Origin of the sequence: Nonomuraea sp. B12E4, from assembly GCF_039871825.1 — a bacterium.
Lineage (GTDB): Bacteria > Actinomycetota > Actinomycetes > Streptosporangiales > Streptosporangiaceae > Nonomuraea.
On the sequence record NZ_JBDPME010000020.1, the window covers coordinates 106,179 to 120,527 of the forward strand.

General features: G+C 71.9%; 14 protein-coding genes. 6 read left to right on the plus strand and 8 right to left on the minus strand.

Annotation, left to right across the window (positions count from 1 at the left end):
• Positions 1 to 42 precede the first annotated feature (42 nt).
• The 3 genes from ABGB18_RS34400 to ABGB18_RS34410 form a co-directional block, all read right to left on the minus strand.
• Complete coding sequence (locus ABGB18_RS34400) at positions 43 to 1,629, minus strand: sigma-70 family RNA polymerase sigma factor (protein ID WP_347699831.1); 1,587 nt, start codon at positions 1,627 to 1,629, stop codon at positions 43 to 45.
• 120 nt (positions 1,630 to 1,749) lie between these two features.
• Positions 1,750 to 3,432: a substrate-binding domain-containing protein gene (locus ABGB18_RS34405; protein ID WP_347699832.1), complete on the minus strand. Its 1,683-nt coding sequence runs from the start codon at positions 3,430 to 3,432 to the stop codon at positions 1,750 to 1,752.
• A 307-nt stretch (positions 3,433 to 3,739) separates the two neighbouring features.
• Positions 3,740 to 4,381 carry a hypothetical protein gene (locus ABGB18_RS34410; RefSeq protein WP_347699833.1) on the minus strand — a complete coding sequence of 214 codons (642 nt, stop codon included), beginning with the start codon at positions 4,379 to 4,381 and terminating at the stop codon, positions 3,740 to 3,742.
• Positions 4,382 to 4,523: 142 nt separating this feature from the next.
• On the opposite strand from ABGB18_RS34410, the gene ABGB18_RS34415 reads away from it, so the two are divergent.
• Complete coding sequence (locus ABGB18_RS34415) at positions 4,524 to 5,294, plus strand: DUF4184 family protein (protein ID WP_347699834.1); 771 nt, start codon at positions 4,524 to 4,526, stop codon at positions 5,292 to 5,294.
• Complete coding sequence (locus ABGB18_RS34420; RefSeq protein ID WP_347699835.1) at positions 5,287 to 6,114, plus strand: RNA methyltransferase; 828 nt, start codon at positions 5,287 to 5,289, stop codon at positions 6,112 to 6,114. The genes ABGB18_RS34415 and ABGB18_RS34420 overlap by 8 nt, the downstream gene beginning before the upstream one ends.
• Before the next feature lie 48 nt (positions 6,115 to 6,162).
• Here the strand turns inward: ABGB18_RS34420 and ABGB18_RS34425 are convergent, their stop codons facing one another.
• Positions 6,163 to 6,462, minus strand: a complete 300-nt coding sequence (locus tag ABGB18_RS34425; RefSeq protein WP_347699836.1) for a hypothetical protein — start codon at positions 6,460 to 6,462, stop codon at positions 6,163 to 6,165.
• A 235-nt stretch (positions 6,463 to 6,697) separates the two neighbouring features.
• Positions 6,698 to 7,747 carry a LacI family DNA-binding transcriptional regulator gene (locus ABGB18_RS34430; protein ID WP_347699837.1) on the minus strand — a complete coding sequence of 350 codons (1,050 nt, stop codon included), beginning with the start codon at positions 7,745 to 7,747 and terminating at the stop codon, positions 6,698 to 6,700.
• 74 nt (positions 7,748 to 7,821) lie between these two features.
• On the opposite strand from ABGB18_RS34430, the gene ABGB18_RS34435 reads away from it, so the two are divergent.
• Both ABGB18_RS34435 and ABGB18_RS34440 read left to right on the plus strand, forming a co-directional pair.
• Positions 7,822 to 8,001, plus strand: a complete 180-nt coding sequence (locus ABGB18_RS34435) for a hypothetical protein (protein ID WP_347699838.1) — start codon at positions 7,822 to 7,824, stop codon at positions 7,999 to 8,001.
• Positions 8,002 to 8,070: 69 nt separating this feature from the next.
• A complete protein-coding gene (locus tag ABGB18_RS34440) occupies positions 8,071 to 8,592 on the plus strand; it encodes a hypothetical protein (RefSeq protein ID WP_347699839.1) in 522 nt (173 codons plus the stop codon).
• Between the two features lie 21 nt (positions 8,593 to 8,613).
• Here ABGB18_RS34440 and ABGB18_RS34445 read toward each other — a convergent pair whose 3' ends face one another.
• A complete protein-coding gene (locus ABGB18_RS34445; RefSeq protein ID WP_347699840.1) occupies positions 8,614 to 9,468 on the minus strand; it encodes a D-alanyl-D-alanine carboxypeptidase family protein in 855 nt (284 codons plus the stop codon).
• 77 nt (positions 9,469 to 9,545) lie between these two features.
• Between ABGB18_RS34445 and ABGB18_RS34450 the strand changes: the two genes are divergently transcribed.
• Entirely contained in the window at positions 9,546 to 9,776 is a 231-nt protein-coding gene (locus ABGB18_RS34450; protein WP_347699841.1) for a DUF1508 domain-containing protein, read from the plus strand.
• On the opposite strand, the gene ABGB18_RS34455 is transcribed toward ABGB18_RS34450, so the two are convergent.
• Complete coding sequence (locus ABGB18_RS34455) at positions 9,777 to 10,280, minus strand: VTT domain-containing protein (RefSeq protein ID WP_347699900.1); 504 nt, start codon at positions 10,278 to 10,280, stop codon at positions 9,777 to 9,779.
• Between the two features lie 177 nt (positions 10,281 to 10,457).
• On the opposite strand from ABGB18_RS34455, the gene ABGB18_RS34460 reads away from it, so the two are divergent.
• Positions 10,458 to 10,973, plus strand: a complete 516-nt coding sequence (locus ABGB18_RS34460; RefSeq protein WP_347699842.1) for a hypothetical protein — start codon at positions 10,458 to 10,460, stop codon at positions 10,971 to 10,973.
• Here ABGB18_RS34460 and ABGB18_RS34465 read toward each other — a convergent pair.
• Positions 10,942 to 14,349 carry a BTAD domain-containing putative transcriptional regulator gene (locus tag ABGB18_RS34465; protein WP_347699843.1) on the minus strand — a complete coding sequence of 1,136 codons (3,408 nt, stop codon included), beginning with the start codon at positions 14,347 to 14,349 and terminating at the stop codon, positions 10,942 to 10,944. The genes ABGB18_RS34460 and ABGB18_RS34465 overlap by 32 nt on opposite strands.

Below are 14,349 nucleotides of genomic sequence, written 5' to 3' on the forward strand. Positions count from 1 at the left end.
CAGGGCCCGATTTATACCTGTTTGTCGGCTTAAACTGCAGGATTACTGTGAGTTTGTGGGCGTTTTGCCCGCCGTGTCGCTCTCCGGGTCGCTTTCCCGTAAAGCAGTCCGGGCGTCGGAGGCCGACTCGCTCGGCTCCGGGGAGGTCGTGAGCTGGTCGTCCGGCGGCTCGGAGGTGGAGAGCCGCTCGCCGTCCCAGGACAACGCGCAGGTCGCGGTGCCGCCGTTCGAGGTGAAGACGACGCGGCCGCTGCCGGAGCCGGACGGGTCCACGACCGTCACCCAGATTCGCATGGAGCCGCCGGACTTGATCGACCCGGTGGCCGGGTAGGCGTCCAGGCCCTCCGAGGCGGTCGCGACCCAGGAGACGGCGGCGTGGCGGGCGCGCAGCCCGATCTCGGCCACCTCGTCGATCGACGCCGGGCACGTGGTGGTGAGCCGTGCACCGGGCGCGGACCGGCGGCGGGTGGCCGTGGGCGCGGTGGCGGGCCGGGTGCTCGGCCGCGCGGCGGCCGGTCGCGGGGTGGGCGGGACCCGTACGGACTTCCTGGGGCTCGGCGTGGGCGTGGGCGTAGGCGACGGCGTGAGCTCGTCCAGGTCCGGTACGGGCTCGGGCGCGGGGCTCTCCTCCTCCTGGGAGGGCGTGGGGGAGGGGGGAAGCCGCAGGGTGGCGGTGTCGGAGGCCCCGCGGCCGTTGATCACGACCATGGCGCCGGTCGCGGCCAGCACGCAGGCGCCCGCCAGCACCACCGGCGCCAGGCGGAGCGGCCTGCGCCGGCGCGGGCGCCGGTCGGCGGCCACGGGGAAGCCAGTCCGGTCGAAGGCCTCCCCACGTTCCATGATCAGCGTCCGGGTCGGGTCGCGCTCGGGGCTGACGCACGTGTCAATTACCCGGCGGCGCAGCGAGAGCGCCGGGTACTCCACCGGCACCATGTCCAGCAGCCGCGAGGCCGAGACCTGCCGGTGCCGCCTCTCCGTGCACACCTCGCACCCGCTGATGTGCCCGGTCAGCCGCCGCCGCAGCAGCGGGGTGAGCGGTCCCTCCCACGAGTCCACCATCGCCGACAGGTCGGGGCAGTGCGCCCGGCCGGTCCTGGCCAGCACCACGGCCGCGGCGGCGTTCTCCAGGTGGTCGCGGGCCCTGCCGAGCCGGGCCGCCGCCTGCCGCGAGGTCAGCCCGAGCACCGCGGCGACCTCGGCCGGGGTCAGGCGGTGGCGCAGCGACAGCCGCAGTATCTCGCGCTCGTTGCCGCTGAGGTCGCCCAGCGTCTCGTGGACGAGCTCGGCCAGCTCGGGGTCGTCGTGCTCCTGCTCCGCGGGTGCGGGCGTTCCCGTCGCGGGGGGCCGGTGGGCGAGCCTGGCGCGTACCTGGAAGCGGGTCAGCGCGTACAGCCAGGGTCGCAGCCGGCCGGGGTCGCGTAACCGCCGCACGCTTCCCTGCGCGGTGACGAGCGCGTCATGTACGGCGTCCGCCGCCACGTCCCGGTCGCCGGCCAGGCCGAAGGCGTAGTCGTGCAGGCGTTCGGCGTACAGGTCGTAGAGCTTGGCGGGAGCGTCGGCGGTCGCGCGCAGCAGAGTCTCGACGAGCTCGTTGTCCTCGGCGCGGTCGACGGTCGGCCATCCGGGCACGGATTTCCCTCCCCGCAGGTGGAACGGGCACTCAGGCCCCACGCGGGAGAGGACGCGGCCTCATTCGGGCAGGTTCGCCCGCCATGCCCAACAGGCATGGCGGGCGGGCCGGTCGCCGGATCAGCCGTCGCAGTTGGGGGAGCAGAGGCGGCGCTCCATCCCCTGCAGGAAGAAGTCGCGGACCTGCAGGATGTCCTTGGCGATGTACGCCTCGCCGCCCGTGGCCTTGGCCAGCGCGTCCATCTGCGTCTTGCCCTTCTCGGCCTCCGGGCCGAACGCGATGAGCAGGATGCTGATGGGCCGCTTCGGGTCGTAGGTCTTCTTCAGGAACTGCAGCATCTGGGAGTTGCTGACGCCGCCGTCAGGATCGTCGTTACCCGCGCCGTCCGTGAGGATCAGCAGTGTGTTGATCTTGTCCTCGGCGTACGTCTTGGTCAGCTCCGTGTAGGCCGCCTTGACCGTGTCGTTCAGCCCGGTGTCGCCGGTGGGCTTGGCCCGGACCTGGGCGAACGCCCGGACGAGCTGGTCCTTGCGGAGCACTCCGTTGATGGTCTCGCTGGCCGGGCCGACGGAGACCAGCTCCTTCCAGTCCTTGCCCTGCCCGTTCAGGTGCGTGGAGAACGTCCACAGGCCCAGCTCGGACTCGGCGGGGAAGAGCGAGAGACCCTCGGTGGCGATCTTGTTGATGGCCTGCATGCGGGTCATGTTCGTGCCCGGCACGGGAAGGGCCATCGTGCCCGAGACGTCGAGGAGGGTGAGCAGCCGGGAGCCGAGATTCAGCCTGGACCAGGTCTGCACCATCCTGGCCACGGTCGCGCCGTCGGGCGGGTCCAGGGCCAGCGGCTTGCCGGGCGTGAACCCCTTGTCCTTGGACAGCCCGGACCCGGCCTGGCCGTCCGTGCCGCGGAACCCGGCCTCGCGCAGGGTCTTCTGGGCCGAATCGGTGGCGAGGTCCTGCTTGAAGTCCGCCGCCGCCTTGATCACCGACGGGTCCTTGGTGAGGATCGTGACCGGGTAGTCCAGGCTCAGCGTGCCCTCCTTCGGATAGAGGGCGACCACCGGGGCGTCCGGCTTGTTCGCGTTGTGGGAGAAGATCGCCTGCTCGGAGGTGACGCCGATGGGCACCCTGCTGCCGGACTTCACGGTGAGGCTGGCCAGCAGCGCCGTGGAGTCGGAGGCGAGCTGGCCCGACAGCTCCTTCATCGCTCCCACCAGCGCCTGGTCCTGCTTGGTCTCCTTGGCGACGCCCGCCGCGGCCAGCAGCGCGGCCAGGCCCGCGGAGTTCTTCTGCGGGTCGAGGGCGAGCACGCGCACCTTCCGGCCGGGGCCGTCCACGTTCGCCACGTTCGCGGCGGCGACCATGCTGCCCCAGCTCGGCTGGAGGCTGGAGGACAGCTTCGAGGCCGCCGACCTGGCCGCCGCCAGCACCACGGGGGAGGTGGCGACCGAGCCCTCCGGCTGTGGCAGCGCCTCGCCCGCCGGGGTCTTGCGCATGCTCTCCAGGAGGAGGCTGGAGTCGGCCACCCAGAAGTCGGCGGACACCTTGCCCGCGGCCAGCCCGTTCGCTGTCCTGGCCGCCGCTTCCTTGGCCACCGTCACCTCGACGCAGCGGCTGTCGACCGAGTGCAGGGCCTTGTTATACCGGCCGGCGATCTTGTCGAGCGCGGGCTGGATGTCCGGGGTCGCGACGACGCGCAGCGGCAGCTTGCCGTCCGAGCAGTCGTGGTCGCGATTGAAGATCACAAAAGCCGCGACACCGAGCAGCACGGCCAGGGCGACCGCCCCGGCCAGCGGTACGAGCACTCTGCCGCGACCGCGAGACCGTCTACGGGCCGGTGGGTGGTTCGCGCGGTATCCGTCGTCGAGCTCGTCTGTGCGGTGTCGCCCCACGATGTCCTCTTCGGTGTGCTTGTGACCTTATCGCCGCGTTCGCACGCAGCGGTCCGGAGACCCTAGCGGGAGATGCTCCGCAATACTCCCGGGAACGATACTCGGTGCGGTCAGTGGGGGAAAACAGCCGTTTTGATGCGGCGATTACCCAGTGTTGCGGTTAATTGCTATATGCGTGACTGTTCTGGTACATCTATCACTGATACGTATGTGGCGCTTGTTACGTTCGATGGCAGCACAAATGGCCGTGCCAGGCGCGCGTGCCCTCGCGTACGGCGACCACCGCCAGCGCCACCGCCATCGCCGGATCGGCCCACCACCAGCCCACGGTGTTGAGCCACAATCCGGCCAGCACTCCCGCTGCCATCGCGGCGCAGATGAGGTTCTGAGCACCCTCGCCCGACGTGGCCGCCGACGCCAGCCGCAGGCCCAGCCGCCGCTTGGCCACCCCCAGCACCGGCATGCCGATCAGGCTGAGCGTCGTCACCACGATCCCCAGAGTGCTCGGCACCGCCCGGTGGCCCGCGTCCAGGTCGTGCGCGACGTGCACGATGAGATAGGGCGCGAGCAGCCAGAAGCTCACCGCGACCGCCCGCCTGGCGGTGGTCTCCGCGTGCGGCGAGCGCGTGCGGGCGCCGGTGAACCGCCACACCACGATCAGGCTGGCCGCCGCCTCCACGAAGGCCGACAGTCCCCATCCGATCAACGCCACGGAATGCGCGGCCAGCCCCGCGGCCAGGCCGAGCGTGCTCTCCACGCCCAGCCAGGCCAGCGTGACCACGGACAGCGAACGAGCCGTCCGCGCTGCGTGCAACCAGTCGGCTGACGCGGCCGGATGCTGCAGAATCCGCTGGTCAGGCACCTTGATCCCCCGAACTCCCGGCTTCCGGCCGTCGACAGCGATATGTACGGTACCAACTACGGAGAGTGATTCAAGGCTACCTTGGCAAAGGATGCTCAAGCTTCGCCGCATAATGGCCGAAGATCGCTGAGGGGGAGGGTTCGTGCCGTTCACGCCCAGTCACGTGGCCTTGGTGGTGCCACTGATGGTTTCGCCGACCGTGCGCAGGTTCGTCGATCCGTGGGCGCTGGCGCTGGGAGCGATGGTCCCGGACCTGCCGCTCTTCCTGCCGTTCCTGCCTGACTACACCGACTGGCACTCCTGGGCCGGCGTGGTCACCATCGACCTGGCCGCCGTGCTGCTGCTGACGCCCCTGTTCCACTTCGTCCTGCGCGACCCGCTGATCTCGCTCCTGCCGCCGTCGCTGGCCGGCCGCGCCGCCCGGCTGGTCCCGTCCCGGCCGGCCTTCCTGCCCATGGTCGCGGGCGGGGTGATCGGCGCCGCCTCGCACATCCTGTGGGACTCCTTCACGCACTCCACCGGCCCGGCGGAATGGGGCCCCTGGCTGTCCGTCTCGGTCCTCGGCGTGATCCCGCTCTTCCGCCTGCTGCAATACGTCTCGTCCGTGATCGGCCTGACCGTCGTGGTCGGGTGGGGCTGGCGCGGCCTGGCCGGGATGCCCGCCACGGCGGTCCCGGACCGCCTGCGCCTGGCCCCGCGCGTACGCTGGACCGTGCTGGGCGCCTGCGCCGCGGGCGTCGTCGCGGGCGCCGTCCTCTGGCCGCTCGTGGACCGGCCCAGCCCCGAGCTGGGCCTGCCGAGCGTGATCACCAAGACCGGCGCGGGCACCGTGGTCGGCCTGTGCCTGGTCCTCGTCTCCTATGCCGTGGTCTGGCAGGTCGGCCGGCGCATGGCACTATCGGAAGGTGCATGAGCTCGTAACCGACCCCGACGACCCGCGCCTGTCCGACTACACCCGGCTGCGGGACGTGGAGCTGCGCAAGAGCCTGGAGGCCGAGCGCGGCCTGTTCCTGGCGGAGGGGGAGAAGGTGATCAGGCGGGCCATCGGCGCCGGCTACCCGATCCGCTCGGTCCTGACCACCCGGCGCTGGCTGTCCCCGCTGGCCGACGTGCTCGGGGACGCCACCGTCTATGTGGTGAGCGACGAGATCATGTCCGGCATAGCGGGTTTCCAGGTCCACCGCGGCGCCCTGGCCTCGATGGAGCGCCTCCCGCTCCCCGCCGTCGAAACCCTGCTCGACGACGGCCCGCGCCGCCTGCTCGTGCTGGAGGACCTGGTCGACCACTCCAACGTCGGCGCGATCTTCAGGTCCGCGGCCGCGCTGGGAGTGGACGGGATCATCCTGTCGCCCCGGTGCGCCGATCCCCTGTATCGGCGGGCGGTGAAGGTGTCCATGGGGGCGGTGTTCTCGATCCCGTACGCGCGGATGGACGACTGGTTCGAGGGCCTCGGGCGGCTGCGCGGGGCGGGCTTCCGTACGCTGGCGCTGACCCCCGACCAGCGCGCCACGCCCATCGACAGCGTCAAGACGGGCGACCGGGTGGCGCTGTTGCTGGGCGCCGAGGGCGACGGGCTCTCCTCCCACTGGCTGGAGGAGGCGGACGAGACGGTGTGCATCCCGATGAGCGCGGAAGCCATGGCGGCCGGAGTGGATTCGCTCAACGTCGTGGCCGCCGCTGCGATCGCGTGCCACGGGCTGATGCTTACCTCAGAGTCCTGCCGACAAACGTGAGCCGGCCGTCATCACCATGGCGAGCGCAGGGCGTCGCCGGGGGGAGGCTCAGACCGGGCCGTCGGTGAGCCAGCCGGGGTGGTTGTCGAGGCTGTGAGTGACCGGCAGGCTGACGATCAGGTTGCCAAAGCCGCGCTCCCTGATGTGGCGTTCGAGGACAGGAGCCTGGGCCGCCGGAGCGATGAACGTGAGCTCCCACGTCGTGACATCCTCGGAAAGGGCGGCGGCCGGTGGCACCTCGGAAATGTCGATCGAGGTGGCGAGGCCGGCATCGAGGATGCCATGGACGAGCTCGGCGGCCCTCTCATGCCCCTCGATCGTCGTGTGGACCTCAATGAATTCCGCCATGAGGGATTTCCTTCTGGAGGGGTTGATCTCAACCCTACCCACGGAAACGCCCAGGGCAGGGATGGCTCAGCGGAATTCAGGACAAGTTACCCGTGGCTTCGGGTCCGGGCAGGTGGGGCCCGGCGAGCCTGCGCCGGGCAGATGTACCCACACGGCCGCACCAGGGGGATCGTACGGTAAAGGTGCTCCTGGACGGTCGCAACTGAGGAGAAGGGGAAAGTGAAGGGCGGACGGGTCAGGCGGGTGGTGGGGCTGTGGAGGAGCGGACGACGAGCTCGTACGGGAAGATCAGCCGCTCCGGCCGCGCCGCCTCCCCCGACAGCAGTAGCCGCCCGGCCGCCTCCCCGATCTCCTGCTTGGCCTGCCGGATCGTGGTGAGCCCCGCCTCCTCGGCCGCGCTGTCCGAGAATCCCACCACCGACAGCTCCCCGGGCACCTGCAGCCCCAGGTCGGCCGCGGCGTCCAGCACCCCCAGGGCCAGCACGTCGGTGTTGGTCAGGATCGCGGTGGGCCGCGGATCGAGCCCGAGCAGGGCGTGCCCCGCCCGGCGCCCGGACTCGCGGGAGTTGCGCGCCAGCTCGTAGAGCGGCACCCCGGCCCAGTCCACTCCGGCCTCCTCGCAGGCCCGCTGATAGCCCGAGCGCCGCCGCCGCATGGCCTCGAACACCGCGCCTTCCTGCCGGTCGCGGCCGGCCCAGCCGGAGTGGCCGTCGTCGTTGAGCGCGACCATGGCCACCCCCAGTCGCCGATGTCCGAGCTCCAGCACGTGCCGGGCCGCCGCGGCCGCGGCGGCGGGCTCGTCGATCCCCAGGAACGGACGTCCGGGCACGTAGGGCTCGTCCACCACCACCACGGGCAGCTTCCTGGCCAGCACCTCCGCCAGCGCCGGATGCCCGTCGGGCAGCGAGACCACGCAGAAGGCGTCCACCACTGCGTCCTTGACCGTGTCGCTGCGCCGGTCGCCGTGCGGCAGCGGCAGGATCAGCAGCCCCACCCCCGCGTCCTCGGCGGCCGTCGCCAGCCCCTGGAAGAACCCGATCGCGTAGGGGTCGGCGAACGCGTAGGCCAGCGTCTCGCCGAACAGCAGCCCGAGCGCCCCGGCCCGGCCCAGCCGCAGGGAGCGCGCGGTCGGGTTGGGCCCCGCGTAGCCGAGCTCGTCGGCCACCTCCAGGATGCGCCGCCGCAGCCCGTCGCTGAGCTGGTCGGGGCGGGAGAAGGCGTAGGACACGGTGGCCCGGGAGACGCCGAGCCGGTCGGCGATCGTCTGGAGAGTGACCCTGGCCATTGTCCAACGGTATCGGCAACGGGTTGCCCACTCCTCCTTAATCAATTAAGCTCTTAATTGATTAAGGAGGAGTCATGGACGCCATGCAAGTCCTCGCGCACCAGACGGCCATGGGTCATCGCACCGCGCTGGGCGAGGCCCTGCCCGATGCCCCACGCCGCCCGCACCGGGAGAGGCGCACGGTCCGCGTGCGGCTCGCGTATTCGCTCAGGTGGACCGCCGACCGCCTGGACCCGGCATGCCACCCGGGCTGACGGCAGGCGGAGGCCGGCCCCTCTAGACTGTGGCGGGCCTGTCACCCTCAGTAGTGTCCGGAGTGTCTGATGCACATGGCCTGGATCATCGCCGTCACGGCTGCGGCGGTCCCGCAGAGCCCGGCCGAGCCGGCCACTCTGACCTGCCATGTCGCCACCCCCGCGGGCAGCCCGCTGGCCTTCAGTCCCAGCGTGGGCCTGACCCCGAGACGCGTGACCGCCAGCGGCCACCTCGAGTTCACCGGCTGCGTGTCACCCGACGGCACGGCCGCCGCCCTGAGCTCGGGCTGGGTCGCCGTCAAGGCCACCCTGCAGACCTCCTGCACGAGCACGCGGCGCGTCCGCGGCAGCGCCGTCATCACCTGGTTCGGCCTGGACAGTCGCCCGGTCGGCACCTCGAAGCTACGCGTCGGGGCCGACCGGCCGGCCATCCAGCGCCCGGCCGACACCCTGCTCATCGGCTCCGTCACCGCCGGCCCGCTCACCGGCGAGCGGGCCCGCGGCGGTGTCACCCCCGCCACGGCCCTCCTTGGCTGCGCCACCCAGGGCATGGCCGGCCTGGCCGGCTCCGGCCGCGTCACCTTCGGTTAAGGGCTTCCCCCGGACGGGCGGTCAGCGGCCCGTGATCTGGTCCCCGGCGTAGTCGAGCAGTTGCTCGGCCGTCGTGAAGCGGCCCTCGGAGCTCTTGCCGCCCAGCAGCACGCCCACGACCTGCTCGCCGCCCCGCTCGCCCGCGAACAGCAGGCAGTAGCCGGCCGCACGGATGTAGCCGGTCTTCACCCCGAGCACCCCGCTCGCCTGCGACAACAGCTTGTTGGAGTTGTGCCAGGTGTGCGCCCGGTGCACCGCCGACTTGGCCACCTTGTGCACCTTGGTTCCCACCACGGTCCTGAACGTGCTGCTCTCCAGCAGGTGCTGCGCCAGCCGGGCCTGGTCGACGGCGGTCGAGGTGCCGTCATCCGGATCCGGCATGCCGTCCGCGTTGGTGTAGCGGGTGTTGTCCAGGCCGAGGGATTGGGCGGCGCGGTTCATCTTGGCGACGAAGGCCGTCCTGCCCGGGCCGTACCGGCGGGCCAGGGCGTTGGCCGCGTCGGCTCCCGAGGGCAGCAGGAGTCCGTAGAGGAGGTCCCTGACCGTCAGGCGCTCGCCCGCCTTCAATCCCGCCGTGGTGGCGCCGTCCCTGGACCCGTACTTGACGTCGGTGGCGGTGATCGTGATGGTGTCGCTCAGCCGGGCCTCGCGCAGCACCACGTACGCCGTCATGACCTTGACCAGGCTGGCCACCGGGAGCCGCGTAGTCTCCTGCTTGCCGAAGTGGATCGTTCCGGTGGAATCGACCACGTACGCCGCCTTGGCCGTCACTTTAGGAGTGTGAGCGGCCGTCTCCCGCGCCACGGCCACGGCGGGTGTGGAGACGCCGACAACCAGTGCGAGCGCGGCAGAAACTATGAAACCCCCAATACGCATGGCAATCATGGTCTCAGGAGATCAAGGGTTCGTTTGCCGACTCGGGCCATAAGGCACCCTCAGAGAGGGGTAAATGTATGGCAGATCGGAAAAGGGCGGGGGTGGCGGCTGTGGCGGGCAGGTTCGTCATCAGCAAGGACGAGCGCGGTGGATTCCGTTTCGAGCTCGTCGCGAACAACGGGCAGACACTGGCGGTGGGGGAGGGCTTCCCGACCAAGGTGGCCTGCGTGAACGGCATCGAGACCGTACGCAGGAACGCTCCCGAGGCCACGATCGACGACCGGAGCGGCCAGTCGCAGGAGCCCTAGCTAGGAGACCGCGGCCTCGGCCGTCCGCCGCTTGCGCCTGCGCCGGGCCCCGAACCACCACGCGCCCGCGATGACCGCCACCGCCACCACGCCCGCCGTGAGCGGCGACCGCGCGGCCAGCTCCAGCCACCCCCACACGATGGCCGTGAGCCCGAACCACCAGATGGGCGCCCAGGTCAGGCAGCCCAGCGCGCTGGCGACCACGTACCAGGGGTAGGACACGCGCAGTGCCCCGGCCACCCACGGCAGCGTGTGCCGCAGCATGGGCACCCAGAAGCAGCCGTAGACGGCCAGCGCCCCCCACTTCTCGACGATCTGCTCGATCTTCGCGATGCGCTCGCGCCCCAGCCTGACGCCCATGCGCGAGTCGTAGAGCTTCTCGCCCAGCTTGCGGCCCACCCAGTAGTAGACCTGGAACGCGCCGAACAGGGCGAGGATCAGCACGGCGCCCACCAGCCAGTACGGCAGCCCGAGCAAGGACGGGCGCGTCGGGTCGGCGATCATCACTTGCCACACCTCTGACCCATCGCCCCTCCGCCCCTTAGGTCAGCCTTACCTTAGTTCAAGGGGCAAGTTATCGCTACATCGGCCTGCAAGCCCCCCGCAAAAGGTGCAACCGCCCGACAAGTGCCACTCAACCGCCCTGACCCACTCTAGGGGTGAGTCAAAGGGGTGTTGAAGATGACGTCGAGAAGCGCGACCGTCCTGGTCACCGGCACCGCGAACGCGGCCAAACTCTTCGTGGCGGCCCTCGCCTTCACCAGCGCGTACGTCGGCTTCACCGCCTACAGCAACGCCACCTCCGGCACCGGCGCCCAGACCCGCCCCACCCAGATCGCCCTTTCGGCCCGCGAGCTGCCGGTCGTCGAGAAGATCGCCGCCCCCGTCAAGGCGGGCGAGGTCACCCTCAGCCTCCTGGCCGCCGGCGAGAACTGCGCCAAGTCGTACGTGGCCCGCAGCAGGCCCACCCCGTCCGAGCCGGCCGAGCCCGTGACGTACGGCTGGAGGCTCACCCGCTGGAGCCAGGCCACCAAGACCTGGCGCACCTACCTGGCCGACTACGACGGCTTCGCCCGCGGCGCGGACAGCGTCGAGTGGCGGCTCCACGTCTCCGGCGACCCCGGATGGTATCGCGTCGAGCTGTCGGTCGCGGGCGCCGAGCCCGTCAAGAGTGAGCGTTTCCAGGTGAGCTGCTGACCGCCTGCCGCGCCGCCTCCACCCAGCGCGGCACGCCGACCCGCCCGGCCACCTCCAGAGCCTTGTTGTAGTGGTCACGCGCGGCGTCCGGCTGCCCGAGGCGCACGGCCAGGTCACCGAGGGTCAGCGCCACCGGCCACAACGCCACCACGCCGGTGCCGGCGCCCGCCACCCGGTCGGCGAACGGCTTGAGCTTGTCGTAGCAGTCGACCATCCGCTCCCGGTCGTCGAGCAGCATCCCGGCCAGCGCCCGCCAGGTCATCGCCAGCTCGTAGAGGAAGTCGGGCCGCACCGGCGGGCGGGTGGCGGCCACGGCCCTGGCGTCGTTGAGGTGCCCGGCCGAGGCCAGGGCCAGCGCGTAGGCGTCGAGCGTCCACTTGGAGCCGCCCATGTGCTTGTCGGCCAGCAGATCGACCGTCTCGGCCGCCCGGCCCGCCACCAGGTGCAGGCAGAACTGCGTGATCAGCGGCAGGTCCTGGCGGCCCTCCAGCATGCCGGCCCGCTGCGTCATCCTGGCCGCCTCGCGGTAGGTCCGCTCGGCGCCCTCGTAGTCGCCGGCGATCATCAGCCGCTGGCCCGCATACCAGACGACGACCGCGGCGGGCGCCGACAGGTCGTACTGCCTGGCCAGGCGGTCGGCCGCGGCCGCGTGCTCGTCGGCGACCGCGAACTCGCCCCTGGCCGCCGCGCACTCCAGCAGCACCAGGTGCGCCAGCGCCTGCGTGGCCATCTGCCCGGAGCGCTGGGCCACCTCCAGCAGCTCCCGGCCGATGCTCTCGCGCGAGTCCACGGCGGGGATGTCGTAGGACTGGCGCAGCCGCCCGCTGAGCGCCGCCGCGATCAGCGCCGGGTCGCCGCTCTGCCTGGCCAGCTCCAGCGCCTCCAGCGACGCCTGCCGCCCGCGCTCGGGCGAGGAGGAGCCCTCCAGCTCCAGGGCGAGCGTCGTCAGCAGGCTGGCCCGCAGCCGCTGCTCGCCCGCGGGCAGCTCCATGAGCGCCTTCTCGGTGACGTCCACGATCTCCCACGCAGTGCGGGTGAAGTCGCGGGCCATGCCCTTGTGCGGCACGGCCAGCGAGGCCGCCACCTTCGCGGTGATCTCCAGGTCGCCCAGCGGCAGCGCCGCGTCCATGGCCTGGCGGCGCAGCAGCCTGGCCGCCGTCATGTCGCCGCACAGCGCCAGCGCCCTGATCTGGCGCAGCATGAGCCGCAGCCGCTCCTTGGCGGGCTCGGGCTCCTGCGCGCCGCCCTGGTCGTCGTTGTGCGACCGGTCGAACGCGGCGATGGCCTGCTCCCACAGCGTGGCCGCCTCGCGGTGGGCGAACCGCCGTTCGGCCTGCTCGGCCGCCAGTCCCGCGTAGTGCACCGCCTTCTCGGCCGCGTCGGCCAGGAAGTAGTGGTGGGCCAGCGCCGCCACGTCGGACGGGGTGCGCTGCTCGATCACCGAGGCCACGGCCGCGTGCAGCCGGGTGCGGCGCAGCCGGGAGGCATCGGAGTAGATCGTGTCGCGCACCAGGTCGTGGTCGAACCTGAGCAGCCCGGGGCCCGGCTCGGTCACCAGCCCCGCCAGCAGCGCCGCCTCCACGGCCTCGATCACGGACTCCTCGTCCACCGCCACGGCCACCAGCACGTCGAGATCGACGTCCCGGCCGATCACGGCGGCCTGCAGCAGGATCTGCTGCGCGCCGGACGGCAGCCGGGAGATGCGCCGCCGCAGCACGTCACGCACGCCGGAGGGCACCCGCGAGAGCACCTCGGTCGCACTGGCCCGGTCGGCCGCGCCCTCGGCGTCGAGCAGGCGCACGGTCTCGCGGACGAAGAACGGGTTGCCGCCGGTGCGCTCGACGATCGACTCGACCGCGTCCTCGTCGATCTCGCGTACGCACGTCGCCTTGACCAGCTCGGCCACGGCCTTCGGGTCGAGCCCCGACAGGCCCACGCGCACCGGGCTCAGCCTGGCCAGCGCGGCCAGCACGTCGGACTGGCGGTCGTCGAGCTCGCTCTCCCTGCACGTCACCACCAGCAGCACCCGGCTGGTGGCCAGCAGGCTCGGCAGCGCGCGCAGCAGGGCCAGCGTCTGGTCGTCGGCCCAGTGCAGGTCTTCGAGCGTCAGCAGCACCGGCGCGCGGCGCGCCACCCCGGCCAGGTAGCCGCCGACCGCGCGGTGCAGCCGGAAGCCGCCCGACACCTCGTCCTCGTCGGGGTCGGGGGCGGCGTCGTCGAGCAGCGGGGCGAGCAACTGCGCGTATTCGCCCGCGCCGGTCGTCTCGGTGAGCGTGCGCAGGATCTCCACCCAGGCCCAGCCGGGCGGGGTGGCGCTGGAGTCGGGGCAGGCGCCGGAGGAGGTGATCCAGCCGTCCGTGGCCAGCCTGCTTTCGAGCTGGCGCAGCAGCGTGGTCTTGCCCGCGCCCGCGACCCCGGTCACGAGCGCCACCTGGAACCGGCCCGTGCGTGAGGCCGCCGTGGTCAGCCGGGCCAGCTCGGTGTCGCGGCCGACGAACGGCTCCGGCTCCAGCGGCGGCGGCTCGACCGGCGTGGCCGGCCGGGGCGGCCAGGTGTCGCTGACCGGGGCGGGCCGCGGCGGCCGGGCCGGGGCGGCCAGCTCCAGCTCGGGTGCCTGGGACAGGATGTCGGACTCCAGCTTGCGCAGCGCCGGCCCGGGGTCGATGCCGAGCTCGTCGGCCAGCATGTTTCTGGCCCTGCGCAGCGCGGCCAGCGCGTCGCCCTGCCGGCCGCAGCGGTAGAGGCCGAGCGCCAGCAGCCGCCAGCCCTCCTCGCGCAGCGGGTGCTCGGTGGTGAGCGCCTCCAGGTCGGGCACGGTCTCGGCGTGCAGGCCGAGCCGCAGGCCGGTGTCGGCGTGCCGCTCGCGGGCCACCACGCGCAGCTCCGCCAGCCGGTTGACCTCGGCCTCGGCCCACTGCTGGTCGGCGAAGTCGGAGTAGGGGGTGCCGCGCCACAGGCCCAGCGCCTTTTCCAGGCGGCCGCGGGCCGACTGCGGGTCGCTCTCTTCGAGGTGCTCGCCGGCGGCGCGGACGAGCTGCTCGAACCTGAGCGCGTCGACCTGGTCGGGAGCCACCCGCAACGCGTAGCCGGAGGCCACCGTCACCAGCAGCCGGTTGGGCCCGCCGCGCGGGCGGCCCGGCTCCAGCACCCGGCGCAGGCGCGAGATGTAGACCTGCAGGCCCGACTGCGCGCCCTTGGCCGCGTCGTCATCCCACAAATCGTAAAGAAGTGTGTCAACGGGCACGACCTGACCTCTTGCCACGAGCAGTCGGGCGAGGACGGCCCGCTGCCGCAACCCGCCGAGGTCGAGTTCGTCGTCGTGTTCGTACGCCTCGACTGGCCCCAGAACTCGGAACGCCACCATGTCAGCCGCCAC

What these genes read in the sequence shown, in the direction of transcription:
- ABGB18_RS34450 (WP_347699841.1), top strand. Translation starts at nt 9,546, where the DNA reads ATGGCAGATCGGAAAAGGGCGGGGGTGGCGGCTGTGGCGGGCAGGTTC.
- ABGB18_RS34425 (WP_347699836.1), bottom strand. Translation starts at nt 6,462, where the DNA reads ATGGCGGAATTCATTGAGGTCCACACGACGATCGAGGGGCATGAGAGG.
- ABGB18_RS34435 (WP_347699838.1), top strand. Translation starts at nt 7,822, where the DNA reads ATGGACGCCATGCAAGTCCTCGCGCACCAGACGGCCATGGGTCATCGC.
- ABGB18_RS34445 (WP_347699840.1), bottom strand. Translation starts at nt 9,468, where the DNA reads ATGCGTATTGGGGGTTTCATAGTTTCTGCCGCGCTCGCACTGGTTGTC.
- ABGB18_RS34440 (WP_347699839.1), top strand. Translation starts at nt 8,071, where the DNA reads ATGCACATGGCCTGGATCATCGCCGTCACGGCTGCGGCGGTCCCGCAG.
- ABGB18_RS34430 (WP_347699837.1), bottom strand. Translation starts at nt 7,747, where the DNA reads ATGGCCAGGGTCACTCTCCAGACGATCGCCGACCGGCTCGGCGTCTCC.
- ABGB18_RS34460 (WP_347699842.1), top strand. Translation starts at nt 10,458, where the DNA reads ATGACGTCGAGAAGCGCGACCGTCCTGGTCACCGGCACCGCGAACGCG.
- ABGB18_RS34455 (WP_347699900.1), bottom strand. Translation starts at nt 10,280, where the DNA reads ATGATCGCCGACCCGACGCGCCCGTCCTTGCTCGGGCTGCCGTACTGG.